Genomic DNA, 25806 nt, shown 5'->3' with positions numbered 1-25806 from the left:
CTATACCGTAAATCCAGTGCCAGCTGTCAGCCGATACCGGCCAGCGCCTGCTCCAGGTCGGCTACGATGTCCTCGGCGTTCTCGAGCCCCACCGCCAGGCGGATCAGCGTGCGGGAGATACCCGCCGCCGCCAGCTCCTCGGGCTCGTAGGTGGAGTGGGTCATGGAGGCCGGGTGTTGGATCAGGGTCTCGGCGTCGCCGAGGCTGACCGCACGCTTGCACATCTGCAGGCCGTTGATGAAGGCCACCGCCTGCTCGAAGCCCTGCTTGAGCTCGAACGCCATCACGCCACCGGCACCGCTCATCTGCTTGCCCAGCAGCTTGTAACCGGGGTGGTCCGGCAGGCCCGGGTAGTAGACCTTCTCGACCGCCGGGTGCTTCTCCAGGTACTCGGCCACCACCTGGCCGTTCTCGCCATGGCGCTGCATGCGCAGGTGCAGGGTCTTGAGGCCGCGGATCACCAGCCAGGCATCGTGCGGGCTCATCACCGCGCCCATGTCCTTGCGGGTGGTCATCTTGATCTGGTCAATCAGTTCAGCCGGCCCGCAGAGGATGCCCGCTACCACGTCGCCATGGCCGTTCAGGTACTTGGTGGCCGAGTGCAACACCAGGTCGATGCCGTGCTCGGCCGGGCGCTGCAGGATCGGCGACATGAAAGTGTTGTCGATCACCGTGACGATACCGCGCTCCCTGGCGATACCGGCCAGGGCGTCCAGGTCCATCACTGTCATGCAGGGATTGATCGGGGTCTCGCCGTAGATCACTTTGGTGTTCGGCTTGATGGCCTCCCGCACTGCCTGCGGGTCGGCCAGGTCCACAAAGCTGACCTCGATACCGAGCGCCGGCAGCTGGTGGTTGAACAGCGCGTAGGTGCAGCCGTACAGGCGGTGGGAGGTGACCAGGTGATCGCCGGTCTTCAGCAGCGCGAAGATCGCTGCGGACACCGCGCCCATGCCGGAGCCGAAGGCGGCGGCCGCCTCGGTGCCCTCGAGGATGGCCATGCGGTTTTCCAGCTCCTCCACGGTGGGGTTGCCCAGCCGCGAATAGATGTGCCCGCCCGCCTCACCGGCGAAGCGATCTGCGCCCTGCTGCACGTCGTCGAAGACGAAGGTGGAAGTCTGGTAGATGGGAGTGGACAGCGGCCCGTGCTCACCCTGCGACTGCTTGCCGCCGTGGATGGCATTGGTCTCGATATTCTTGGATTCCCACATGTGTGCCTCTCTTATCGTTATACATCCGCGAGGCACTCATGCTGGTAGTGCCCCGCCTAGGGTTCCGGCAGATCCAGCTCGGTTGTCTGCTTCAGCGCCTTCAACACGATGCTGGTATGTATCCGGGCGATGCCCGGAAGCGGTATCAGTCGCGCGGCGATGAAATGATCGAGCGCGCGGTTGTTCACGGTGCTGACCTTGATCATGTAGTCGTATTCACCGGTCACGTGGTAGCACTCCAGCACCTCGGGCATGGCCACCAGGCGGTCGAGCACCTCGGCGATCCGCTCGTGCTGGTGCAGTTCCAGGGCGATCTCGATCAGGGCCAGGTTGTCGTGCCCCAGCTTCTCCCGGTTGAGCATCGCCGCGTAGCCGCTGATATAGCCCTCCTGTTCCAGCCGCCTGACCCGGGCCAGCGTGGCCGGCGGCGACAGGTGCACCCGGTCGGACAGCTCCACATTGCTGATCCGCCCTTCGGCCTGGAGGACCCGCAGGATGGCGATATCCGTACGGTCCAGCGACGAAACAGAGGTTACCATTCGAGAGGCCTCACAGAGTATGATTAGGAAAAATCTAGATTATTCTGAATATTGTTAAGTAGCAATGACTTGCCACCGGCTCGAATTAAGAAAATTCGGTTCGGCTGGCGACCGGATTTTCGGTTATTAGGTGGGGCACGGAGGGACCGCGCGCGGCGGTCAGGGGATCCGGTGTGCCGGCCGGGATCGCCCATCAAAAAAAGCCAGCCCGCCATCGGGCTGGCCCTGGCGCGGGCTCCGCTGCATACGGAGCCCTCTTTCATATACCCTCCTGATCCGGGCATGTCCGCCGGCGACCAGAGCCGGCTAACCTATTCCCGTCTATTTCCCACCTATCGCCGTGACCGATCGAGTGTATTTCGATACGCCCGGGACTGGGGGTAAACTTTCGGGCATAGCCCCGCATAAAAGAAGAACAGCAATATGCAGCCGTATCCCGATCGCTGGCCAAACCTCGCCAGCCTGCTGATGGTGTCCATGATGGGCGCCGCCGTGCTCACCTTGCTGCCCCTCTGGGTCGGCGGGCTCAGCGACCAGGGAAACTTCACCGAGTCCCAGGTCGGCTGGCTGGCGGCAGCGGATGTGATCGGCATCTTTGCCAGTTCCGCGTCGGCGCTGTTCTGGGTCCGCCAGCTACCCTGGCGCCCGGTAACCCTGGCCGGGCTGGCGCTGTTTCTCGGTGGCAATTTACTCAGCCTGGATACCGACAGTTTCCCCCTGCTGATGTTGTTCCGGATCCTGGCGGGCCTGGGTTGCGGCGCGGCTTATGCGGTAGCGCTGGCCGGGCTCGGCGATCACCGCCGCCCGCCACTGGCATTCGGCCTGATGGTGACCGCGCAGGTGACCTTCGGCACCCTCGGGTTCTTCGCAGTGCCACGGATCATGGAGCTCTGGCAGGTCAATGGCTTCTTCCACTACCTGAACGGGTGGCTGGTGGCCACGCTAGTGGCCTGTACCCTGGCGTTTCCTGTCTCCGGGCGGGAATCCCGGGCTGCGGGCCCCGCTATCCTCACCCTGCTCCACAGGCGATCGCTACTGGTGTTCGCCACCACCGTGGTTTACTACTGTGGCGTTTCAGCGGTGTGGGCTTACCTGGAACGCATCGGTGTCGATATGGGTCTGGACGGTGCCCGGGTCGGGGACCTGCTGGGTATCGGGTTTGCGCTCAGCGGCCTGGGATCCCTGGCCACCCCGCTGGCCAGCCGCGCCCTGGGCCGGCCCGCGGCGCTGGTGACCACCTTCGCCGTGCAGGTAGCGACCCTGGCCCTGCTGATGGGCCAGGCGGATGTGAACGCCTTCCTCCTGTACGCTGCCACCTCAATCGTGTTCCAGTTTTTCTGGAGCTTCACCATTCCCCTGCTGATGGACCAGTTCAACCGCGTTGACGATACCGGGCGGTTTATCGTGCTCTGCGCCAGCGCCTTCAAGGTGGGGGAAATTCTCGGGCCGCCCCTCGCCGCCTCTGCAATCCAGCCATGGGGTTACGCCGGGGTCCTGTGGCTGGGCATCGGCTGCATGGTCCTGGCACTGGCGATGGCGCTGGTAACCGAAGGCTGGCAGCCAAGTACCCAGGCCGCACCAGTACCTGGCACCCCATGAGCAATCCCATTGCGCCATTTTATGCCCTTTGCCTCACGGTATTTCTGTGCGCCGGCACGGGAGCACGGGCCTCGGAGGACGCCGGGGACCCGTTCCGGCGACTGGGACAGACGGCGCTGGGACTCGGCCAGTTCCGCTCCGCCAACGGCACACCGGCGTCGAATTACTGGCAGCAAAGGGTCGACTACGAACTCGACGTCCAGCTCCTGCCGGAGGAATCGCAACTGGACGCCAGTGCGCTGGTGTATTACCACAACAATTCGCCTGACCGTCTGCACAACCTGTACTTCGCCCTCGACCAGGATGCACTCCTCCACGACAGCACCGCCAGCTATCAGCTCCTCGCCGGTGATCCGCCAGCGAGAACTGTCGTCATGGCACGGGCCGGCGCCACCGCGGGCTTTAACATCGAGTCGGTGCAACTGGCCAGCGGACAAACGCTGCAGTGGCAACAGCATGGAACCCTGATGCAGGTACGCCTGCCAGCCCCGCTGGAAAGCGGCGACCAGGTGGCACTGTCATTCCGGTGGCGGCTCGGCCTGCTGGACAAGCAGGCCGCAGCGGCGCGCAGCGGATACGAAGCACTGGATGACGGCAGCCGTATCTTCCTCGCAGCACAGTGGTTTCCCCGGGCGGTGGCTTACACAGACTACGCCGGCTGGCAGCTCAAGCCCTTCCTGCAGCAGGGCGAGTTTTCCCCCGAGATGGGTCGCTACCGGGTGCGTATCACTGTGCCGGAGAACTATGTGGTGGCCGCCAGCGGTGAGCTGCAAAACGCCCGCGACGTGCTGGACCGCGAGCAACTGCGACACTGGGACAGCGAGACCGGGGACGCCCAGTGGATCGTGGATGCCGGGCGGGCGCAGCAACGACGCGGGCGCAGTACCGACCGGCGGAAGGAATGGTTCTTCCAGGGAGAACAACTGCGGGATTTTGCGTTCGCCGCATCCCCGGTGTTCCAGTGGCTACAGAAACAGGACCGCAGCGGGCGCCGCCTGCAACTGTTTTTTCCTGCCGAGGCAGCCCCCCTCTGGGAGACCTTCGGACTGGCGGCGATGGAGCATACGCTGGAGATTTTCGACCGCGCCACATTCCCCCTGCCCCGGCAGAGCATCAGTGTGGTGAATGTGGCGGGTGTCGGTATGGAGTATCCCGGTCTCTCTGCCATCGGTTTACGCCCGCAGAGGAATACGGCGGAAACCAACGCGGATGACACAAGCATGAAGGGAGGCGAGGAACAGCCCTGGGATGCGCAGACAAAATACGATTTTATCGGCAGCGTTATTCACGAGGTGGGTCACAACTACCTGCCGATGGCCATCAATACCGATGAGCGCGAGTGGGCCTGGCTGGATGAGGGGCTGGTGAGTTTCCTGGAATACCGCGCCGAGCATGCCTGGGAGGCCAGTTTCCAGGTTATTTACGGGGAACCGCGTAGCGTGGCTGGCTACACACTCTCAGCCAACCACCAGCCCATCATGACCAGCGCCGACAGCCTGAAAGAAAAAGTCCCCAATGCTTACAACAAGACTGCCAGTGTCCTGAACATGCTCCGGCACCTGGTGATGGGGCCGGAGACCTTTGACCGGGGCTTACGCCGCTTCGCCCGCGACTGGCAGGGCAAGCGCCCCGTGCCCGGGGACTTTTTCCGGGCCATGGAGAATGCCGCGGGGGAAGACCTTAGCTGGTTCTGGCGCAGCTGGTTCTACGCCGCGCACCACGTGGACTTTGCCATTACCGGCATCGCCGAGCAGGGAACCCTCCTCAGCACCAGCCCGATCGCCCAGCCAGAGCCACCGGCGCTGGCTTACACCGCCGGGGAAATTACCTCTTTTGCCGTCGATCGTGACCCGGAGCTCGTGGATGGCTATACGAAACCCCTGGAGCAACAGCCGGTGGCCCAGGCCATGACCAACGCCGGCAGCAAACTGCCCGCGCCCGGTGAGACCACACGCTGGTTTCAGCTGACGCTGGCCAACGGCGGCAACGGCCTGTTGCCGGTGCCGCTTGATATCGCTATGGACGACGGACGCGGCTTCCGCTGGCAAATTCCCGCGCAGACATGGATGCGGGCCGACCGGGGAAGGCTGGTGCTGCAGGTCCCCCTGCCGGACTCCTCCCGGCCACAGCGTATCTGTATCGACCCCCTGTGGCTGACGCCGGATACAGACCGAAGCAACAACTGTATTGAGATCGAAGCACTATGAACAGAAATCAACTCCCCGGGCTTGTGGTGCCGCTGCTCGCCATCTTCTTACTGCCCGCAATGGCCGCAGCAGAATCGACGGCGCCCCGGCAGGACATGGCCAGTAAAGTCATGGCCCAGGCCCTGCCCTGGGACAATAAAGAATACCGGGTGGGCAGTGCCGAGCAATGCATGAACTGGACCCGGGAAGTGCTGGTGGCGGCGTGCGGCAAGCATTTCGCCACCATCGAGACACAGGAACCCTGGGACGGGCACCTGCTCGGCCCGGACGATGAGCTGCTCCCGGAACATGTGGACTCACTGGCCGCGGATGAATTCGGTGAAAAAATCATCCGCCTCGAGGATTTGCAGGCCGGCGACCTGGTGTTCCTGAAAAATACCTATGGGGACTGGGCCGAGGGTGTCTTGACCCACGTGGGCATCGCCCTGGGTGACGGGAGCTATATCCATCGCATGACTTCCAATGACGGTATTGTCAGGATCGACCCCATCCCCAGCGGCGACTTTGACTCGGGCATTCGCTTGAAGGAATCTCTGTGCTATTCCGATTGAAGCCCACCGCCGGCCGTTTTATCCAGCGGTGGCTGCCCACCCTGCTAATGGGCCTGCTGCCACTCGGCGGGTCTCTTGCCGGCGACGCAACGACACTCAAGCTGCCCTACTGGAAGCAGACTGAAAATCGCTACCAGCCGGAGCGCACCTGCTCACTTACTTCCCTGGCGATGGTGACCGATTATTTCGGCCTTACGGATCCCCAAACAACTGGCCGCACCCCGGACTACCTGTTCGGGCGACTCGATGGGGTACGCCAGACAGTGGCCGCACTGCAGGAAGGTTTTAACAGCATCGCCGCGGCTGCGGGGAGCGACCTGCGCGCTCACAGCAAGACCAACGGCACTATTAGCGAGCTCCGGGCCGCCCTCGCCACCGGACATCCTGCCATCGTGCATGGCTGGTTCACGCCATCGGGCCATATCCTGGTGGTAACGGGTTTCGATGGGGATCACTACACCGTGCACGATCCCAATGGCCGCTGGAACCTGGAGAAGTGGGGCAGCTACGATACCGGCATGTCCGGGCGTGACCTGCGCTACCCGAAAGAGGCATTTGAACTGGCGATCAACGATAACGGCAGCGGTGATGACCTCTGGCTGCATATATTCCGCAGGCAGGTAGCCACAGGGAAACAATGACCGGCGGGAGATACCTGTTAAAGCCGAGCATCACCTCCCCGCTTCCGGAACCGTGGTGTTGTCGATGATGATATTCCCATGGTGCGCAGACGCCGATACCTGCGCCAGGGCCCCGAGTCGGTCGATCATCGCCTGCCCCTCCACCGCCGGTCGTCCATCCTCAGTAGCAGTGCCCCGCCCCGTCACACCATCAACAATGCCCGCAGCATTCATGGACTCCAGCAGCGGCTGCAGTGGGGATGGCAACATCAGGTCCCGTTCCAGGTAGCCTGAGGCCAGTGCGAGCACGCCATGCACACCCCAGTTGGAAACATCGGACAGCACCAGGCAATCAGTCTGCACCGAGGCCGGGGTGATCCCCTGCCTCTCCAGGATCGGCGCCACCAGCCCCATGCCCACCTCATTGCCACCGTCGGCAAAAGCAATACTCGGGCAGCGGGACAGCTCGAGCAACAGCTCCCAGCAGGCTGTCTGCGAGCCGATTTCCTGCCCGTGCATGTTGTAATAGCAATTGTCCCCGGCGCGGCCCGGCACTTCGACAAATACCAGCAGAGTGGGCCGGAAGTGATGCAGGTGTTGTTGCACCTGCAGGCTGAAGTCCGCCGCCGTACCGCCCATGGGTTCAAATACCTGCTTGTGCCGCAACCCGACCAATCCCGCCGGCTCTTCAAGCCGCTGCAGATAATCCGGTAGCCCGACCAGGCGTACCCGGGAACCCAGTTGCTCCAGTGCCGCCGCAAGGGCGAGCGCGCCAACCGGCCCGTCTGTCTCGAAGCTCTGCCCCACCGGGAAGCCGCTGATAATGGTGACCCGCTGGCAACTGCGCAGCAGGCAGTTCATCGCGCGCTGCAGGTAGCCGCCACCCCAGACTGCGCGCACCCCGGCCATCCCACGAAAGTCGGAGTCCACCAGTGTTTGCTCCATTGCTGTTGCAAGGGCGTCAAGTTGCGGTACGTCGCCCCGCAACCCGGAATGGTCGGCAAGCGCGCGCCTGCTGGAACTTCGCCGGCTCACAGCGGACTCCAGTCAAGGTCGCCGGCTGCAGGGATGCCCGCCAGTGATGTGTTGAGCCGGTCGGTGACCAGCATATGGCCGGGACTGTGGGTGATACAGAAGTCGAGTCCCGCGTTTCGCAGGGCCTCGATCGCGGTAACGCCGCAGGCCCAGAAAGCCGGAACCTCGTCCTGCCGGAGCGGGACCGGATCGCCAAAATCCGGCTTATCTATATCGGTAATCCCGAGTGCAGCCGGGTCGCCGGCAAATACCGGCGCACCGTGAACCAGGGGATAGCGCTCGCACACCTGTTGCACTTGTGGCAATTCAGTGGGCATAAAGGGGCGCATACTGACCACCAGCCGAGCGTGGAATGGTCCGGACGCTTTGCAGGCCTGCTGTGTCCGGTACATGGGGACGTTACAGCCCTCGGAGATATTTCGTACCTCCAGCCCCTCGCGGTCCAGCGCTTCCTCGAATGAGAAGGAACAGCCAAGGGCAAACGTGACCAGGTCATCCCGCCAGTGGCAGTGGATATCCGTAATCTCTTCCGTGTCCGCACCGGCCCGGTGCAACTGGTAACGGGGCAAGTCCGAACGGATATCAATATCCTCGCCAAGTGCCGCAAGTCGGTGGTCACCGGGCGAAGAGCGATACAGCAGGGCACAGGCCCGGGGATTGGCGGTGCAAAAGGCCGCGAAATCGTCGGCATATGCCGCCGGGACTATGGCGATATTTGCCTGGACCAGGCCCGCCCCCAGTCCCGAGGTGGGAGCCCGAAAACGGCCGGCACGAATTTCCCGGCGAATATCCAGCCCGCTTTCCCCGCTCACGCCCCGGCTCCCAGCTCTTCCCGTACCATCTCCTCGCCAACGCCGGGTTTCCGGCGAGCGTTGATAAAGGTCCCGCACTCTGCTTCCACCGCCAGGCCCGCCCGCAGCACCGCGGCATCAGCATAGGGCCGCCCCACCAGCTGTACACCGGTGGGCACGCCGTTTTGCGCCAGCCCACTGGGCATGGAGAGTACCGGGCAGCGACTCAGGGTATTGAACGGGTAGGTCATAAACCATCCCTTGACCGGATCCACCTGGTGCCCGTCGATACTGATACTGTCGCGGCTGTAATCGAAATCTGCCGGCACCCGTGTCGTGCACACGGTCGGGCACAGGATAAAGTCACAGTCGCGGAAAATCCGCTCCAGTGATTCCCACATGACCTGGGCATAGGTGTGTGCCTCCAGGATCGCTGCCGGCATCGCAGCGCGGGACAGGGCAAAATAATGCCGCGCATAGGAGGTGAGCTGTTCGTGACACTCCGGCCGGTCAAACTTTTCCCGCAGCATATGCCCCATCTGCGCTCCCTGGTGCACCTGCGCGGTGTGGATACAGCGATCGTCCCAGCCCGGCGAGACAGTGTCCACCTCGGCGCCCATACGCCGCAGCATGTCGGCAAAAGCCAGTGTGTTTTGCCGTACGTCGCGCTCCAGCGGGTAAAAACCCAGGTCCAGGGACAGGCCCACACGCACGCCCCGCAGGTCCAGTGGGTCTGCGACTACAACCTCTTTCGGCAACTGCGACATCAGGTCTACCGGATGGGGACCGGAAACCAGGTTATAGGCCAGCAGTGTATCGCGCACACTGCGGGTGAGCATGCCATGGTGTACATAGGGATCCACGTTGTAAGGCGGGATTTCCGGGATGCGGCCAAACGACGCTTTCAGTCCCACCAGACCGCACATGGCGGCGGGGATGCGCAAGGACCCGCCCATATCGGTCCCGTTTGCAAGGGTGCAGAAGCCGGCGGCCAGTGCAGCCGCCGAGCCACCGGAGGAGCCGCCCGGTGTAACCAGGTGATTCCAGGGATTGCGCGTCACACCCCAGAGATCCGACCAGGTATAAGCAGCCACAGAAAACTCAGGTGTTGTCGTGCGCCCGCAGAAGGTTGCGCCGGCGGCCTCCAGGCGCTCGGGCACCGGATCGGTGACATCAGCCAGGTTGTGTTCCAGTAGGCGTGAGCCGTTGGTGGTTACCTCACCGTGGAGATAGGTTTCGTCCTTGATCGCCGTGCTGATGCCTTCCAGCTGCCGCGCGCTGCCATTCATGTAGGCCGCTTCCGCCCGCCGTGCCCCCGCCATCGCGCGGTCCAGGTAACGATCAGTGAATGCATTGATACCCGGGCCCAGCTCTTCGATGCGACGGGATTGTGCCCGTATAACCTCCACCGGGGAGATGGCACGCTTGCGAAAGAGTTCAATCGCCCCACAGGCGTCGAGATAGCACAGTTCCTCGGACATGGTATTTCCTGTGATTGATCTGGAATCTGGAGTCATGATGGGGCAGCGCCCCGGCTTGTAGAAGTGAACAACCAATGGCGCCACCGATAGGTCCCCGCCCCGGGCAAAAAAAACCGGGAACGGCAATGCCGGTCCCGGTTTTCCATCCTGTGGTCAATGGCGATCACTCAGAACTGGTAGGACAGGTTAAGGCCCACCGTACGGGGCCGCAGGTTGATCGCCCGGTAGCCCATGCGTCCGCCGAAATGCCCCGATACCTCCGCGTTTTCATTGGACAGGTTGTTCACCCACAGGCTTGCACGGTACTGGTCATAATCCGCGGCGACGTAGGCATCGAGAACGGAATAGGCATCGCGCACATAGGCTTCCCCATCCTCCTTGTCGATACGATCCGAAGCCGTCTCACCGACATAGCGGCCGGCCAGGCTGGCAGACAACCCGAGCCCATTAACCAGGACTGTATCGAATTTCAGGCCCAGGTTATGCCGCCACTCCGGTGAGCCACCCAGCTCACCGCCTTTCTCGTAAATGTAGCAATCGCTACCGCCATCCGGGCCACCGTAAGTGCAGACTTCGGCTGTCTCGGCCCACTGTGCCTCAGTCGTCGCGGCTTCATAATTCAGGGACCAGTTATCCGCGAGCCGATAGCTTGCCGCCAGCTCGATGCCGGTGGATTCCGAATCCGGGCCATTGGTGGTGCCATTGATCGGCAGGTAGCCGCCGACTGTCTGGCTCCAGTAGGTCTGGGTATTTTTCCAGTCCATCCGGTACCAGTCGGCATGTACAAACAGCGCGCCGTCCAGCAGGTAACCCTTTACACCGATCTCATAGTTATTTACCGAATCCGGTTCGTAGAACTGGATATCCTCAGTGGGCTCCTGGCCGCCCTCCTCCTTGAATGCGTTGGCACCACCGCGACGGAAGCCCTGGGAGGCGGTGGCATAGAGCATCACGTCATCAGTCAGGTCGTAGGCGGTATTGAACTTGAAGAAAGACTCGCCCGTACCTTCGATTTCCGCAACTCGCTCGCCGCTGGTAAAGCCCAGGTAGTCGGTCACTTCGCCATCGGATTCATCCGTGTAGTTGAACACCCGCGCACCGAGAGTGACATCCCAGCGCTCCGTCATTGCGTAGGTAGCCTCGCCGAACAGAGCCAGCTCTTCATAGGTACCGCCCAGGTCCTCGGCGTAGCCCTCATTGACACGCCCACCTGCCGCAGCGCGATCCAGCCAGGGAACATTCTCATCCAGCTCCGGCATCCACTCCGAGAAACGCTGGCGCTTCTCCTGCTCTGCATAATAAATGCCACCAATCCAGCTCAGCGGACCTCCGCCATTGGACACCAGCCGGGTTTCGTGACTCACACCCTCGTAGACATTGTCAAAGGTCATGTAAGCGCTGTTATTACTGCCTGAGAGCGAAATCTCCGGGGAGATCCAGCCATAGAAAGACTCGCCGTAATCGGCGTAATCTCCCTGCCCTGCAGCCTGATCTTCATAGCGCGAGGTTGTGGAGTAGATATCGGCAAAGCCCAGCGCGAGCTCCGCAGTAATGGAGTCGAGCACAAATTCCCGGTCCGAGAATTCCTCGTAACGGGACACCACAGTGTGCTCGCCATACTGGTACGGCGTATCCTCGCGGAAAGTGGTGTCAAAACAGTCGATATCGCCTTCACAGAAACGACTGACCGGCAGGCGGCTGGCACCATTGATACCATGGGCCAGCTCACTCTGCTGGATATGGCTCAATGTCACCTTGAAATCTTCAGTGGCCTGCCATAGTAATGAGATCTTGCCACCGGTGGCCTCATGCCAGTCATCATCCTCATACAGGGTCTTGCCCGGGCTGGGGTCCCCGGGCCAGGCACTGTCGCCAGTCCGCCACACCGGGTTGACGGCGCGATCGGTATAACCCTTCTCGTCCAGGTTCGCCACCGATGCACGAACCGCTACGCTGTCCCCCAGGGGCAGGTTGACGACAAAGTCCGTGTCATTGCTGATGCCGTCACTGTAATCCGTCTGGTAGATACTGGTGTTGGCGACAAATTCGGTTTCCCCCAGCTGCGGCTGGTTGGTGACATAGCGCACCGTACCGCCCAGGGAACCGGCCCCGTACAGGGTACCCTGCGGTCCGAGGAGGGTCTCGACACGGGCGATGTCCTTGATGCGGTAGCGCATATGCGGCAGCGGGGTGTCGTCCAGGTAGTACGCCAGGGTGGAGCGAACAAACTGGTCCAGGTTGTTGGCGTTTACCGGCGACACGTTCAGGCCCCGCACTGTCACGGAGTCATTAAAGCGGGCGCCGTTCAGGGGTGCGCTGATGGCGACACTCTGTTCGATCAGCTTCTTGGCGTCGGTGATATTTCGGTTGCGCAGGGCATCCTGGTCGATCGCGGAAATGTTGTAGGGAATATCCTCGACTGACTCGGCCCGGCGTGTTGCGGTTACCGTGACAGTTTCCAGTACACTCTGTTTTTCCTGATCCTTCGCTTCCTCTGCGTCGCTGGTGTCCTGGGCGAAGACGGCCGGTGCCAGGGCAAATGCCAATGTGGAAACAAGACAAGGGAGCGGCTTCTTCTTGAAAGGTACCATAACCAGTTCCTTATTATTTGCGGGTCTCTGTCGGTGAATAAACTCCCGGGCGCGCACCTCTCACCCTTGCTCACAGAATCACCCGAAAACCCCGGCCGCCCAAAATACAACCTATCGGTTTAAGCTATGCATCAGCGACGATTATGGTGTCTTCCAGGCTTTTGCCAGATCGGCGGAACTTAGACATAAATGACAGAAATGACTGGTGGCAACGCGACCAGCTACAGGCCTCCGCAAAACAGGGCCCTGATTTGAAAGGGTTTTCACTGCTCCCGCATTCGCTACCGACATGTCCCCGCCAGCCCAGATGAGCAATCCAGGCCCGGGTTGGGCAATCCGGTTTACTCACAAGAAGGGTGTGATAGAGTCCTTACCATAGGCAAAACCGATACCAGCTCACGACCGGACAACGCCGGCAAGTGGCAAGGAAAATATATAAAAGGAAGTAAGCCCGGATGGAAAGCCGTTTCTATATCGCCCCTGAGCAGCTGGAGGCCTTCGAAGTTGCTGCCCGCAGCGGCTCATTTTCCGCCGCCGCCCGCGCCCTCGGCAAGGCCCAGTCCACCATCTCCGGCCTGATCAGCAACTTGGAGATCGACACAGGCCTGCAACTGTTTGACCGGGCCGGGCGGGAGCCAAAACTGACCGCCCAGGGCCGCGCCCTGTTGCAGGAAGTGCGTGCTCTGCTGAACTCCTATTCCCGCTTCGAGGCCAAGAGCCGTAGCCTGGGCGCAGGTGTGGAGGAGTCGATTACCCTTGCCATCGACGAGTCCGCCATCGACCTGCAACAACTGGTGCAGGGACTGGATGCTTTCTACGAGCGATATGCCACCGTGTCGCTCAACCTCCTGCACGCATCCGGAGACAGTGCGGCAGAGCTGGTACGGGAAGGCAGGGCTGATATCGGTATTATCCTGAGCCAGGGGGATTACCCCGAGGACTTCGACTTCCGCGGCGCCGGCAGCTGCAGCTTTGTACTGGTGGCAGGTGCCCAGCATCCCATGGCCGCGCAGGACGCTGTGTCCAGCCAGGACCTGCAAGATCACCTGCACCTGCGCATCAGTGCCCCCGGCAACCAGGGATCACTGCCGGAAAACGACCTGAGCCATCGAATCTGGTACCTGGAGAGCTACTCGCTTTTCATGTCCATGCTGACCGCCGGCCTGGGATGGGCCTTTGTCCCACTGCATATCGCGAAGCCGCACCTCGACGCGGGCAGCATCCGTATTCTGACCACGGATTTCCAGCTGACGCCCTACCCCTACGGCACTGACCTGATCTGGTCCCGGCGCAAGTCACTTGGACCTGCGGGGCAGAGCCTGGTGGATGAAATCTCGGGGGTGCTGGCAGCGGCACCGGAAGAGCCGGCGTGAGGAGATTGCCTTCCCGGCAAGACGACGATCACCGAGCGGGCGATTGCGTTTACGGTCAAAGTCCCATCCGGGACTCTACTTACATGCAAGCCTCCCTGGTATTACTTCATGAAACATAAAGATTTATTGTCGCCCATCAACCGCACTCTGTTCTTGTAGCCCCACGCAGCCTTTCAATATCCCGCCTCGGCGGCGCGCCGAACAGGCGGCTGTACTCACGGCTGAATTGTGACGGGCTCTCGTACCCCACCCTGAACGATGCTGTGGAAGCATCAAGGTGTTCATTGAGCATCAGGCGTTTCGCCTCACTCAGCCGCAACCACTTCTGGTACTGCAACGGGCTCATGGCAGTGAGCTGGCGAAAATGATGATGGAATGTGGGCGTGCTCATCTGCACCAGACCGGCCAGGCTCTCGATGCGCAATGGCGAACTGTAGTTTTCTTTCAGCCAATCGATGGCCTTCGCGATTCGGTACCCCTGGCTGTCTACCGATGCGATCTGGCGCAGCAGTGCGGACTGGTCACTCAACAGTAACCGGTAGTGTAACTCCCGCTGAATCAGCGGCGCGAGTACATGGATGGCACCGGGCTCGTTGAGCAAATTAAGCAGGCGCCTGAACGGCTCCATGATCGCCGGGGTCATGCTACCCAGCCCGGCACTGATCCCGCCCGACCGTTCACCGGGGTCAGGCGGGCCTTCCCCTGCCATCAATTCCGCCAGCACACTGATATCGAGCTTCATGACCAGTCCCAGGCAGGGCTGCTCCGCGCTGGCATCCAGCACCTGGGAACTTGCCGGCAGGTCCAGCGATGTGATCAGGAAGTTGCTCGTATCGTAGGGATAGGCTTCGCCACCGATCAGCATCTGCTTGGTGCCCTGTACCACCAGCACTATGCTCGGTTCAATCAGGCAATAGTCCGGCTGGGTGGGCTCGTCGCGCCGGAAGAACAGCAGGTCCGGTACCGGTGTCGCCCAGTCCCCTGTCGCCTTCACCCTTTCAGCAATTATTTGCGCCATTTCCCGCTGAAAAGGGCGAATCTGTGCATTGTAGCCGTGATCTTCAACCATAAGAGGTTCCCGCTTTCTCCGGATGCACTATAACCCAGGGTTTCCACGCCATCCAACAGAAACGATACCGCCTCATAGGATCAGGCAACAAAGCAAGCGTAATACTCTAACGACCCGCGGGGATGGCACAGCAGAATAACCCCGACAGCTCGAGAGACCGCCCACACGCCTCCCCGGCGGAATCGGTCTCCCGGCTGATCCGTCGCGGCCAGAGAAAACCGCTATGGTTTCACCCAAGTTAACGGAACAGCAGAGTCATGAGGAGGCTTCCATGATGGATAACGTTAAAGGCAAAGTGATCGTGATTACCGGCTCCAGCAGCGGCAATGGTGAAGCCGCTGCACGCCACCTGGCAGAACGTGGCGCAACCGTTGTTCTTGCCGCACGCCGCAAAGACCGTATTGAAGCACTGGAGAAAGAGCTGGCCTCCGCTGGACACCAGGCGAAGGCGATAGTGACCGATGTGGTCGATAAAGCGCAGGTCCAGAACCTACTCGACACCACCGTAGAGACTTTCGGTAAGGTCGACGTCCTGATCAATAATGCCGGCCTGATGCCCCTGGCCCCGCTCGAGCAGGTCAAGACCGATGAGTGGGACCAGATGATTGATGTCAATCTCAAGGGCACGCTCTACGGCATTGCCGCCGCGCTTCCGCATATGGCAAAGCAGAAGTCGGGACACATCATCAACGTTTCTTCGGTCTACGGACACAAACTCGGCCCCGACGCCACCGTGTACTGCGCCACCAAGCACGCAGTGCGGACACTTTCCGAGGGACTGCGCCAGGAGGTCAAGCCCTACAATATCCGCACAACCATCATTTCCCCCGGGGCGGTGGCAACCGAGCTGCTGGAGCATATCAGTGACAAGGAAATCCAGGCGCAGACAAAGGATTTTGTCAGCCAGATCGCAATCCCCCCAGACAGTTTCGCACGGATGGTTGCATTTGCGATCAATGAGCCGGAGGACGTGGACGTAAACGAAATTCTCTTCCGTCCAACAGCCCAGCCGATCTGATCCGGGCTGGCCAACCAGGCCCCGGGGATCTGTCCCGGGGCCACTGGCAGCAGGGACCTGACCATCAATAGCAGGGGAAAGGAAGTATGATCCGTAAATTTCGCAAGGCGCCAGCCTTTTTATCAAACCGGCTCAAAGCCTCAGTGATCGGCTTTGCCGGGAGCTGTTTCCTGGCCGGTTCGGTTACTGCAGCCTTACCGGCAGCTGCAGAAACACAAGCCACCAAAAAGGAGGTTGGAATGATTCTGAGAAAGAATGGCTCACAGGACTCGATTGAAGGTCCAGCCGATTGGTTTACTGGCCGAGCGCGCATCGACCCCATTCACCTGGAGGCCCAGGAGCCTTCACGAATCACTTCGGCGCTCGTCACTTTTGAACCGGGCGCCCGAACCAACTGGCACACACATCCCCTGGGCCAGCTCCTTATCGTGACCTCGGGTAAGGGCTGGACGCAATGTGAGGGTGAACCCCGTGTCGAGATCAACGCGGGAGACAGCATCTGGTGCCCGCCAGGACATAAGCACTGGCATGGAGCGACCAGCAGCACGGGCATGAGCCATATTGCCATCCAGGAGGCACTGGATGGAAAAAATGTTGAATGGCTTGAGCCTGTTACCGATGAGCAGTACCTGGATTAAGCCGTGGCCCGGGGCTCCCGACCCAGTTGCCAACAGACACCCGATCACCAACTGGGATCGGGAACAAGATTCGCGCCCCTGGTTTTATTGATCGCAGTGCTGGCAACTGCCGGCCCTGCCCTGGGCAGCTTGGCCGGCCCGGCTACGCAAATGATAACAACCTCGAAAACAAGGTCACCACATTGACGAAAATCCAGATAACCGCTGACGGCACCACAGTAACAGCCACGATCGAGGATAATGCAACCTCCCGGGCTTTTGTCGCATTGCTGCCATTGACCCTGGAGCTGGAAGACTTTCACCAGGCCGAAAAGATAAGCGACCTTCCCGACCGCCTGCCTACGGACGGAGCCGCCGATGGCTACAGTCCCTCAGCGGGCGACATCAGCTACTATGCACCCTGGGGAAACCTGGCAATCTTTTATCACGATTTCGGATACTCGAAGGGACTGGTTCGGCTGGGGCATGCCGACGCCGGTATCGAACTGTTCAGAAAGCCAGGCTCCGTCACCGCAACCATCGAACGTGACTCGCAGCAGGACTGAGTAATCTCTGAAGGGCTTAAGGGCATCACCGCAGGAGGCATTCCCAAGCCACAACTAATGTACCATTCACGATTTCTGTACAAGAACGCATTCGAGACACTGAAGTCGGACGACCACAGGATAGAGCAAAGCACCGGCCGCCGGCGACTTACGCCCGCCTCCAGCATAGATACCGGCAGTCTTTGAGTACCGGATTGCACTGGTACACAAAATACTATTACGACGCCTCCTCCCAATCATGATCATGGCCACAGGTGGTGACCATATGATTGCCTGGATCCACACCGGCAGACCAAGCAAAATATCGCTGAAATGAAGCGCCTCAGCGAATTCCCCTGACAATCATGTTGCACTCCGGATCCCCGGCGCTCCCCCTGTTTTCCATTTCCCAATGCGTTATATTTGGGATATCCAACATAAATAAACATAAGAAGTTGGCCCATATATGACGCAATCCGACCAGCCGCCAGAAATACTGAGCGGCGGCCAGATCCTGGTCAGGCGCCTGCAGGCGCAGGGTGTCGATCGCATTTTTGGCGTCCCCGGGGAGAGCTACCTCGCCGTGCTAGACGCCCTCTGTGATGCACCCGACATCCAGATGATCACCTGCCGGCAGGAAGGCGGTGCCGCAATGATGGCGGAGGCCGATGGCCGCCTGACCGGCAGGCCGGGCATATGCTTCGTCACCCGGGGCCCTGGCGCGACCAATGCCAGCGCAGGCGTTCATGTCGCCCAGCAGGCTTCCACGCCCATGGTTCTGTTTATTGGCCAGGTGGCGCGCGACCAGCAGGACCGGGAGGCTTTCCAGGAAATTGACTACCGGCGCATGTTCGGTCAGGTCGCCAAGTGGGTGGCGCAGGTGGAGTCGCCGGCGCGCCTGCCTGAATACATTGATCGCGCCTTCGCGGTTGCCATGTCCGGACGACCCGGCCCGGTTGTAATCGCACTGCCCGAAGATATGCTGCGCGAATCCTCCCCTTATTGGGCGCCGCCAATATCTACTGCGTTGCCCTCTGCCGCCCCGGCCCCGGCCGACCTGGTACAACTACACCAGTTGCTTGCCCGGAGTGAGCGGCCGCTGTTGCTATGCGGCGAAAGCGGCTGGTCCGGAGACGCACGTTCCCTGCTGGAAACTTTCTGCGAACGACAGGCCGTGCCCATTGTGGCCGCATTTCGCTGCCAGGACCGCTTCGATAATAGCCATCCCGCTTATATTGGCGATTGCGGCCTGGGCATCAACCCGGCCTTGCGCCAGCGTATCGAAAACGCGGACCTGGTGCTGGTCATGGGTGCACGGCTCAGTGAGATTGTCACCCAGAATTACGAAATCCTCACCGAGGCCGGCTCCCAGAAAATGGTGCATGTACACCCCTGCCCCGACGAGCTTGTCACTGTACGACAACCGGATATCGCCTTCGCCTGCCCAGTAGCAGCGGTGGCAGAAGGGTTGGCGATGATCCGGACCGATCCCGAACGACTGGAGCGACGCCGTGCGCGGCTGGAAAGTGCCCGCGCGGAGTACGAGGCCTGGTCGAATCCAGGTACCCTGCCCGGCGACCTGCAGTATGGAGAGATAGTCTCCTACCTGCGTGAACAGTTGCCCGCGGATACCATTATCTGTAATGGCGCCGGCAACTATTCCATCTGGGTACACCGGTACTTTCGTTATCGACGCGCACACACGCAGCTGGCGCCGATCAGTGGTTCCATGGGGTACGGGCTGCCCGCAGCCATTGCCGCCAAGCTGCGCCATCCCCAGAGGGATGTGCTCTGCTTCGCCGGTGACGGTTGCCTGCAAATGACAATCCAGGAACTGGCCACCGCGAGACAGTACAGCGCCAATATTATCGTGCTGGTCATCAACAACGGTAGCTATGGCACCATCCGCACACACCAGGAAAAGAACTATCCTGGCCGGGTGATGGCGACAGACCTGGTCAACCCGGACTTCACAGCGCTGGCCAGCGCTTACGGATTTCACAGCGCCACCATCACCTGCACAGAGGAATTCTATCCCGCTTTCGAGGCAGCACGCGCGGCAGACCAGCCCGCCCTGCTGGAGCTGTGCCTACCCCTGGAAGCGCTGTCCCCCACGGTCACACTGTCCCAGTTCCAAAATAAAACCTGATAAAAGAAGTCGACTGCCATGAATCTCGATCTCTCAGAAAAACGCGCCCTTGTCTGCGGTTCCAGCCAGGGGCTGGGAAAGGCCAGTGCAATCGAACTCGCACAGCTTGGCGCATCGGTTACGCTGTTCTCTCGAAATGCAGAGAAGCTGCAGGCGGTAATAAAGGAGCTCGATACCTCGAAGGGCCAGCAGCATCACGTACTGGTGGCCGACTTTACCAACCCGCAGGCGGTCAAATCGGCAATCGAGAAACATATCGCCGAAACGGGGAATTTTGAAATCCTGGTGAACAACACCGGTGGCCCGGCACCCGGTCCGGCCAATGCTGCCGATGCAGCGGAATTTATCGATGCCTTCAACCTCCACCTGGTCAATAACCACAACCTGGTACAGACACTCCTGCCCGGCATGAAAGCGGCTGGCTATGGTCGTGTGATCAATGTGATTTCCACTTCGGTGAAAGCCCCGCTGAATGGCCTTGGTGTGTCCAACACCGTGCGCGGCGCGGTTGCCAACTGGGCCAAGACCCTGGCCAATGAGCTGGGCCAGTTCAATATCACGGTCAATAACGTGTTGCCGGGCGCAACCAATACCGTACGCCTTGAAGCGATTATCACCAACAAGGCGAAAAAAGCCGGTGTCAGCGAAGCGGAAATGGCGGAGCGGGAGAAGACCACCATCCCCATGGGCCGCTTCGGGGAAGCGCACGAGTTCGGCGCGGCTGTCGCCTTCCTGGCCTCCCCGGCTGCTGGTTATATCAATGGCGTCAACCTGCCGGTGGACGGCGGCCGAACCGGGTGCCTGTAATGGAAACCCTCGAAAACTATATCGATGGCCAGCTGGTGCCTCCCCGGGAAGGGGATTACCTTGACAATATCGAGCCCGCTACCGGACAGGTAGTTGGCCGGATTCCACGCTCCGGCGAGCTTGACCTGGACGCCGCAGTAGCCGCCGCGGACAAGGCACAGGCGGGCTGGCAGGCGACCCCACCCGAGCAGCGCGCGGCGCTGATGGAGCGCATCGCCGACCTGATTGAACAAAACCTGGAACTGCTCGCTACTGCAGAGTCGGAGGACAACGGCAAACCAGTCAGCCTGGCGCGCTCCGTGGATATTCCCCGTGCGGCCAGTAACTTCCGTTTTTTCGCCCATGCGATTACCCAGTTTGCGTCCGAATCCCACGCCATGGGGGAGACTGCAATCAATTACACCCTGCGCGACCCGGTCGGGATTGTCGGTTGTATCTCACCCTGGAACCTGCCGCTATACCTCTTTACCTGGAAGATTGCACCAGCACTGGCGGCCGGCAACTGTGTGATTGCCAAGCCGTCGGAGGTCACCCCGAAAACAGCATTCCTGCTATCGCAATTGTGCATCGAGGCGAGCCTGCCAGCCGGTGTGTTGAATATCGTACATGGGTTGGGGAACGAGATCGGCAATGCGCTGGTGGTACACCCCCGGGTGAAAGCCATTTCCTTCACCGGGGGGTCCGCGACCGGCGCGCATATCGCGGCCCAGGCGGCGCCGAAGTTCAAGAAACTGTCGCTGGAACTGGGCGGCAAGAACCCGAGCCTGGTATTTGCAGATTGCGACCTCGACAAGACCGTGGCCGGCGTTGCCCGCGCGGCCTTTGCCAACCAGGGCCAGATCTGCCTGTGTGGTTCGCGCATCTACGTGGAACGCAGTATCTACGGCGAATTCCGCCAGCGCCTGCTCGAGCAGGTGTCAGCTATGCGCGTCGGCGATCCCCGGGGCGATGTCGACCAGGGGGCACTGGTATCCCAGGCACACATGAATAAGGTTATCGGCGCGATCGACAAAGCCCGCGCGGAAGGCGGCAGGATCCTGTGCGGTGGTGAACGCGTCATGCCGGAGGGGCGCTGCGCACAGGGCTACTTCGTGGCACCCACGCTTATCGAGGGCTTGCCGCTGGACTGTGAGACCAACCAGCAGGAAATATTCGGCCCGGTCGCGACACTCCAGCCCTTCGACACGGAAGAAGATGCCGTCCGGCTGGCTAATGGCACCGACTATGGCCTCGCCGCAACGGTCTGGTCCGAAAACCTGCGCCGCAGCCACCGCATTGCCAGGGAACTGGAGTTCGGCATCGTCTGGATCAACTGCTGGTTACAGCGCGATCTGCGCACACCGTTCGGCGGCATGAAAAATTCCGGCGTCGGCCGTGAGGGCGGACTGGAAGCCCTGCGCTTCTTCACCGAGCCAAAGAACGTCTGTATTAATTATGAATGAAGCTGAGATAACCATGAGCGCAGCGAAACACTCCTCCCGGGCCCCGGCACCCGTCGGCCTTTACCCACATGCACGCCAGGTGGGCAACCTGTTATTCCTGTCCGGCGTCGGCCCGCGCAAGAAGGACAGCCCGGAAATCCCCGGGGTGACACTCGACGGGGCGGGCAACATAGCCGCCTATGACATTGCCGAGCAGTGCCACTCCGTGTTTTCCAATGTCCGCGCAATCCTGGAGGATGCAGGTTCCAGCTGGGACCGGCTTGTCGACGTCACCGTATTCCTTACCAACATGAAGGACGATTTCAACACCTACAATGAAATCTATGCGGAATACTTCAGGGATAACCAGCCGTGTCGGACCACGGTCGAGGTCCTGTCTCTGCCAACCCCGATTGCAATCGAATTGAAGTGTATCGCTACAGTCGACCAGGGGATGGAGATCGACTAAAACCACAGCCACCCGTGAACACCGCTTTGTGAGGCCACAGAATAATGAAAAACATGATGCCGCCCGTCAACTTCAAGCAGTGGATCGAGGACCACCGCCAGTTCCTGAAACCGCCGGTGTGTAACAAACTGGTCTTCGAGGAAAACGGATTCTTCATCATGGTGGTCGGCGGGCCCAATTCACGCAAGGACTACCACGTGGATGAAGGGCCGGAATTCTTCTACCAGGTCGAGGGCGACATGCTGCTCAAGACCGTGCAGGATGGCAGGGTTGTCGATGTGCCGATCAGGGAAGGCGAAATATTCCTCCTCCCTCCGCTTATTCCCCACTCACCACAGCGTTTCGAGAATACCGTGGGGCTCGTTATCGAGCGCACCCGCCTGCCGCACGAGAAGGACGGCCTGCAGTGGTACTGTGACCACTGCGACAACCTGCTGTATGAAGAATATTTCCACCTGAAGAATATCGAGGAGGACTTCCCGCCGGTATTCGATCGCTTCTTCTCCTCAGAGCAGAACCGCACATGCAACGCTTGCGGACATGTGATGGAAGTCCCGGGGGCATGATGCTGACAATTGATATCCATACCCATATCCTGCCCAAGAACTGGCCCAACCTGAAAGAGCGCTATGGTTACGGGGGCTTTATTCACCTGGACCACCACAAGTGCGGCTGCGCGCGCATGATGAAGGAAGACACATTCTTCCGCGAGGTGGAGAGCAACTGCTGGGACGCCACTGTTCGCATGCAGGAATGCGATAACCACGGAGTCCATGTCCAGGTACTGTCGACGGTGCCAGTGATGTTCAGTTACTGGGCAAAGCCCGAGCATACCCTCGACCTGTCACGCATGCTGAATGACCACATTGCCGGCGTAGTCGACGCGCATCCCCGGCGCTTTGTGGGGCTCGGCACCGTACCCATGCAGGCGCCGGAGCTGGCCGTTGGGGAGCTTGAACGCTGCGTCAGGGAGCTCGGGATGGTCGGCATCCAGATTGGCTCCAACGTGGACGGCTGGAACCTGGACGCACCGGAACTCTATCCGGTATGGGAGGCAGCGCAGGAACTGAACGCATCAATTTTCGTGCACCCATGGGAGATGATGGGACGCGAGACAATGCCCCGCTATTGGCTGCCATGGCTGGTGGGTATGCCAGCGGAGACATCGCGGGCAGTCTGCTCAATGATTTTCGGTGGTGTTTTCGAGAAATATCCCCGCCTGAAGGTGGCCTTTGCCCATGGCGGTGGCTCCTTCCCCGCCACTATTGGCCGTATCGAGCACGGGTTCAATGTCCGCCCGGACCTGTGTGCCGTCGACAACCCGGTTAACCCACGCAATTACCTGGACCGGATCTATTTCGATTCCCTCGTGCACGACCCGCAGATGATGAACTACCTGCTGGAACTTGCGGGGCCGGACCGTATCGCCATGGGGAGCGACTACCCCTTCCCGCTCGGCGAACTGGAGCCGGGCGCCCTGATTCGATCGATGGGATACAGCGAGGACGTGCAGGCCAAATTGCTGCACGGCACGGCACTTGAATGGCTGGGGCTGGAAAAGTCCCGCTTTATGGAGAGCTGATTATGGCTACCTTTCTCGAACTGGGCCGCGTCCGGTACCGCCTGTGTCATGAGCGGGCCAGCAGCATTGCTATCCCGCTTGATTTTTCCGGCCCACAGCCCAACCACTTCGGGGTACCTACCGCAACAGTAACGACCGTGGAGGGCGGCGGTTTTGTCGGGGATACCTCCCGCGGGGGCAGCTGCAACGTGCGCACCCTGCAGCTGACACCACACTGCAACGGCACGCATACGGAATCCATCTCCCATATTGTCGACGATGAGGTGGCTGTGGGTGAACTGCCACTTCCGATCCTGCAAAACGCTGTATTGCTGTCAGTGCAGCCCGTCCAGCTTGCCAAAAGCAACGAAGGCTACTGGCCCAACCCGGAAGCGACCGACAGTGTCGTGACGCGACACGCCCTACTGGAGGCCCTGGATAACACCGGCTTTCCGGAGCGGCTCGGCGATTGCCCGGCACTGGTGATCCGGACGCAGCCAAACAGCCCCGAAAAGTGCGCGCTGGAATATGGGGAGGATTGCCCACCGGTGTTCCTGAGCCTGGAGGCCATGGAATGGATCAGTCAAAATTTTGATCACCTGCTGGTGGACTTCCCCAGCGTTGACAAGATGTATGACGAGGGGCAGCTGGCGAACCACCGGCAGTTCTGGCATGTCCCCCGCGGCATCACAAAGATGGATGACACTGCCCATGCCATGCGTACCATCACTGAAATGATATTTGTGCCAGACGCACTGCCGGACGGTTATTACGGCCTGAACCTGCAGGTACCTGCTTTTCGCACCGATGCCGCACCCAGCCGGCCGATACTGGTTCCGCTGGAAGAAGAATAACGAGGAATACCCATGCATTATGAATCGGGTCTGGAGTTCGCCCACCAACTGGACAGCGACGATCCACTGGCAAAGTTCCGCGAACAGTTTTCGATTCCGCGTACCGGCGATGGCACCGAGGAAATCTACCTGTGTGGCAACTCCCTTGGCCTGCAGCCAAAGCTGGCTCGCGACTATGTCGTTCGGGAACTGGACAAGTGGGCTAGCCTCGGCGTCAAGGGACACTTTGACTGCGAACACCCCTGGATGCCCTACCACGAGTTCCTGGCAGAAACCGCCGCGGACCTCGTCGGTGCAAACACCGACGAAGTGGTAATGATGAACTCCCTCACGGTAAACCTGCACCTGATGATGGTGACTTTTTACCGACCGAGTGAGACGCGTTACAAGATCGTGATCGAGGATCACGCGTTTCCCTCGGATCACTACGCGGTAGAGAGCCAGCTGCGCCATCACGGTATAGATCCCAGGGACGGCCTGGTGCTGCTCAGGCCCCGGGAGAACGAGGACCTGCTCCGCCAGGAGGATATCGAGGCACTGATCGCGGAGCAGGGAGACACCATCGCACTGATGCTGCTGCCGGGGGTGCAGTACTACACCGGGCAGGTACTGGACTTAGCGGGCATTACCCGTGCGGCACAGGCGCGGGGTATCAAAGTGGGTTTTGACCTGGCCCACGCGGTAGGCAATATCCCGCTCCAGTTGCATGAATGGAATGTGGACTTCGCCTGCTGGTGTACCTACAAGTACCTGAACTCGGGGCCCGGATCGGTGGCCGGCTGCTTCGTACACCGCCACCACGCGCGCGACATCAGCCTGGACCGTTTTGCCGGCTGGTGGGGCCATGACAAGGATACGCGCTTCAGGATGGAAAACCGTTTTGTCCCGATGCCAACCGCCGAGGGCTGGCAGCTTTCCAATCCCCCTATCCTCTCCCTTGCGGCGATCCGCGCCTCTTTCGATGTTTTCCGGCAGGCCGGTGGCATCCAGCCCCTGCGCAAGAAATCAGAGAAATTGACCGGCTACCTGCGCTACCTCCTGGATGCTGAAGTGTCAGAGTTTATCCGCGTTATCACGCCGGAAAGCCCGGACGAACGCGGTTGCCAGCTGTCGCTGTGTTGCGACGCGAAACACCTGACTGGCCGCGAACTGTTCGGGCGGCTGGAAGCGGCGGGCATTACCGCAGACTGGCGGGAGCCGAATGTAATCCGTATCGCCCCGGTCCCGCTGTACAACAGCTTTACGGACATTTACCGCTTTGTACAAATCCTGAAATCCGCCTGTAACGAGTGATGGCA

At 60.6% G+C, this 25806-nt stretch carries 23 protein-coding genes; 16 read left to right on the top strand and 7 right to left on the bottom strand.

What is annotated here, in order from left to right; genetic code table 11:
- Window positions 1-26: 26 nt before the first annotated feature.
- Window positions 27-1211 carry a methionine gamma-lyase gene (gene megL, locus ACH6CX_RS06030; RefSeq protein ID WP_232941920.1) on the bottom strand — a complete coding sequence of 395 codons (1185 nt, stop codon included), beginning with the start codon at window positions 1209-1211 and terminating at the stop codon, window positions 27-29.
- A gap of 56 nt (window positions 1212-1267) precedes the next feature.
- Window positions 1268-1750 carry an Lrp/AsnC family transcriptional regulator gene (locus ACH6CX_RS06025; protein ID WP_091506257.1) on the bottom strand — a complete coding sequence of 161 codons (483 nt, stop codon included), beginning with the start codon at window positions 1748-1750 and terminating at the stop codon, window positions 1268-1270.
- A gap of 423 nt (window positions 1751-2173) precedes the next feature.
- Here ACH6CX_RS06025 and ACH6CX_RS06020 point away from each other — a divergent pair, with 423 nt between their 5' ends.
- The 4 genes from ACH6CX_RS06020 to ACH6CX_RS06005 are packed head-to-tail and all read left to right on the top strand — an operon-like array spanning window position 2174 to window position 6748.
- Complete coding sequence (locus ACH6CX_RS06020; RefSeq protein ID WP_237063635.1) at window positions 2174-3349, top strand: MFS transporter; 1176 nt, start codon at window positions 2174-2176, stop codon at window positions 3347-3349.
- The gene (locus ACH6CX_RS06015; protein WP_396675167.1) at window positions 3346-5556 is read left to right on the top strand and encodes a M1 family metallopeptidase; all 2211 of its coding nucleotides are present in this window, start codon (window positions 3346-3348) and stop codon (window positions 5554-5556) included. The genes ACH6CX_RS06020 and ACH6CX_RS06015 overlap by 4 nt, the downstream gene beginning before the upstream one ends.
- On the top strand, window positions 5553-6107 hold the full coding sequence (locus ACH6CX_RS06010) for an NlpC/P60 family protein (RefSeq protein WP_232941914.1): 555 nt from the start codon (window positions 5553-5555) through the stop codon (window positions 6105-6107). Before ACH6CX_RS06015 ends, ACH6CX_RS06010 begins: the two co-directional genes overlap by 4 nt.
- Complete coding sequence (locus ACH6CX_RS06005) at window positions 6092-6748, top strand: C39 family peptidase (protein WP_237063639.1); 657 nt, start codon at window positions 6092-6094, stop codon at window positions 6746-6748. Before ACH6CX_RS06010 ends, ACH6CX_RS06005 begins: the two co-directional genes overlap by 16 nt.
- Window positions 6749-6778: 30 nt before the next feature.
- Here ACH6CX_RS06005 and ACH6CX_RS06000 read toward each other — a convergent pair whose 3' ends face one another.
- From ACH6CX_RS06000 to ACH6CX_RS05985, 4 genes are all read right to left on the bottom strand, one after another.
- Entirely contained in the window at window positions 6779-7762 is a 984-nt protein-coding gene (locus ACH6CX_RS06000; RefSeq protein WP_237063641.1) for a glutamate cyclase domain-containing protein, read from the bottom strand.
- Window positions 7759-8574: a putative hydro-lyase gene (locus tag ACH6CX_RS05995; protein ID WP_237063643.1), complete on the bottom strand. Its 816-nt coding sequence runs from the start codon at window positions 8572-8574 to the stop codon at window positions 7759-7761. Before ACH6CX_RS05995 ends, ACH6CX_RS06000 begins: the two co-directional genes overlap by 4 nt.
- Window positions 8571-10034: an amidase gene (locus ACH6CX_RS05990; protein WP_334078576.1), complete on the bottom strand. Its 1464-nt coding sequence runs from the start codon at window positions 10032-10034 to the stop codon at window positions 8571-8573. The genes ACH6CX_RS05995 and ACH6CX_RS05990 overlap by 4 nt, the downstream gene beginning before the upstream one ends.
- 167 nt (window positions 10035-10201) lie before the next feature.
- On the bottom strand, window positions 10202-12625 hold the full coding sequence (locus ACH6CX_RS05985) for a TonB-dependent receptor (RefSeq protein ID WP_232941904.1): 2424 nt from the start codon (window positions 12623-12625) through the stop codon (window positions 10202-10204).
- A 455-nt stretch (window positions 12626-13080) separates the two neighbouring features.
- Between ACH6CX_RS05985 and ACH6CX_RS05980 the strand changes: the two genes are divergently transcribed.
- The gene (locus ACH6CX_RS05980; protein WP_232941902.1) at window positions 13081-13998 is read left to right on the top strand and encodes a LysR family transcriptional regulator; all 918 of its coding nucleotides are present in this window, start codon (window positions 13081-13083) and stop codon (window positions 13996-13998) included.
- 136 nt (window positions 13999-14134) lie between these two features.
- Here ACH6CX_RS05980 and ACH6CX_RS05975 read toward each other — a convergent pair whose 3' ends face one another.
- Window positions 14135-15067, bottom strand: a complete 933-nt coding sequence (locus ACH6CX_RS05975) for an AraC family transcriptional regulator (RefSeq protein WP_237063649.1) — start codon at window positions 15065-15067, stop codon at window positions 14135-14137.
- A gap of 274 nt (window positions 15068-15341) precedes the next feature.
- Here ACH6CX_RS05975 and ACH6CX_RS05970 point away from each other — a divergent pair, with 274 nt between their 5' ends.
- The 11 genes from ACH6CX_RS05970 (at window position 15342) to kynU (ending at window position 25801) form a co-directional block, all read left to right on the top strand.
- Complete coding sequence (locus ACH6CX_RS05970) at window positions 15342-16085, top strand: SDR family oxidoreductase (protein ID WP_369413284.1); 744 nt, start codon at window positions 15342-15344, stop codon at window positions 16083-16085.
- 86 nt (window positions 16086-16171) lie between these two features.
- Window positions 16172-16723, top strand: a complete 552-nt coding sequence (locus ACH6CX_RS05965; RefSeq protein ID WP_237063653.1) for a cupin domain-containing protein — start codon at window positions 16172-16174, stop codon at window positions 16721-16723.
- Window positions 16724-16905: 182 nt separating this feature from the next.
- The gene (locus tag ACH6CX_RS05960; protein WP_237063655.1) at window positions 16906-17268 is read left to right on the top strand and encodes a cyclophilin-like fold protein; all 363 of its coding nucleotides are present in this window, start codon (window positions 16906-16908) and stop codon (window positions 17266-17268) included.
- Window positions 17269-17713: 445 nt separating this feature from the next.
- The gene (locus ACH6CX_RS05955) at window positions 17714-19396 is read left to right on the top strand and encodes a thiamine pyrophosphate-binding protein (protein WP_237063657.1); all 1683 of its coding nucleotides are present in this window, start codon (window positions 17714-17716) and stop codon (window positions 19394-19396) included.
- 18 nt (window positions 19397-19414) lie between these two features.
- Window positions 19415-20203: an SDR family oxidoreductase gene (locus tag ACH6CX_RS05950; RefSeq protein ID WP_232941890.1), complete on the top strand. Its 789-nt coding sequence runs from the start codon at window positions 19415-19417 to the stop codon at window positions 20201-20203.
- Entirely contained in the window at window positions 20203-21645 is a 1443-nt protein-coding gene (locus tag ACH6CX_RS05945) for an aldehyde dehydrogenase (protein ID WP_232941888.1), read from the top strand. Before ACH6CX_RS05950 ends, ACH6CX_RS05945 begins: the two co-directional genes overlap by 1 nt.
- Window positions 21646-21658: 13 nt before the next feature.
- Window positions 21659-22093 (top strand): RidA family protein, encoded by a 435-nt coding sequence (locus ACH6CX_RS05940; RefSeq protein ID WP_237063659.1) that lies wholly within the window; start codon window positions 21659-21661, stop codon window positions 22091-22093.
- Between the two features lie 44 nt (window positions 22094-22137).
- The gene (locus tag ACH6CX_RS05935) at window positions 22138-22659 is read left to right on the top strand and encodes a 3-hydroxyanthranilate 3,4-dioxygenase (RefSeq protein WP_237063661.1); all 522 of its coding nucleotides are present in this window, start codon (window positions 22138-22140) and stop codon (window positions 22657-22659) included.
- On the top strand, window positions 22656-23675 hold the full coding sequence (locus tag ACH6CX_RS05930; RefSeq protein WP_237063662.1) for an amidohydrolase family protein: 1020 nt from the start codon (window positions 22656-22658) through the stop codon (window positions 23673-23675). Before ACH6CX_RS05935 ends, ACH6CX_RS05930 begins: the two co-directional genes overlap by 4 nt.
- A gap of 2 nt (window positions 23676-23677) precedes the next feature.
- Entirely contained in the window at window positions 23678-24508 is an 831-nt protein-coding gene (locus ACH6CX_RS05925; RefSeq protein WP_237063663.1) for a cyclase family protein, read from the top strand.
- 12 nt (window positions 24509-24520) lie between these two features.
- Entirely contained in the window at window positions 24521-25801 is a 1281-nt protein-coding gene (gene kynU / locus ACH6CX_RS05920) for a kynureninase (RefSeq protein ID WP_237063664.1), read from the top strand.
- The last annotated feature ends 5 nt before the right edge of the window (window positions 25802-25806 follow it).

Source organism: Microbulbifer sp. JSM ZJ756, from assembly GCF_044383805.1.
Classification (GTDB): Bacteria; Pseudomonadota; Gammaproteobacteria; order Pseudomonadales; family Cellvibrionaceae; genus Microbulbifer; species Microbulbifer zhoushanensis.
This window is presented reverse-complemented; position numbering and strand designations above follow the sequence as displayed.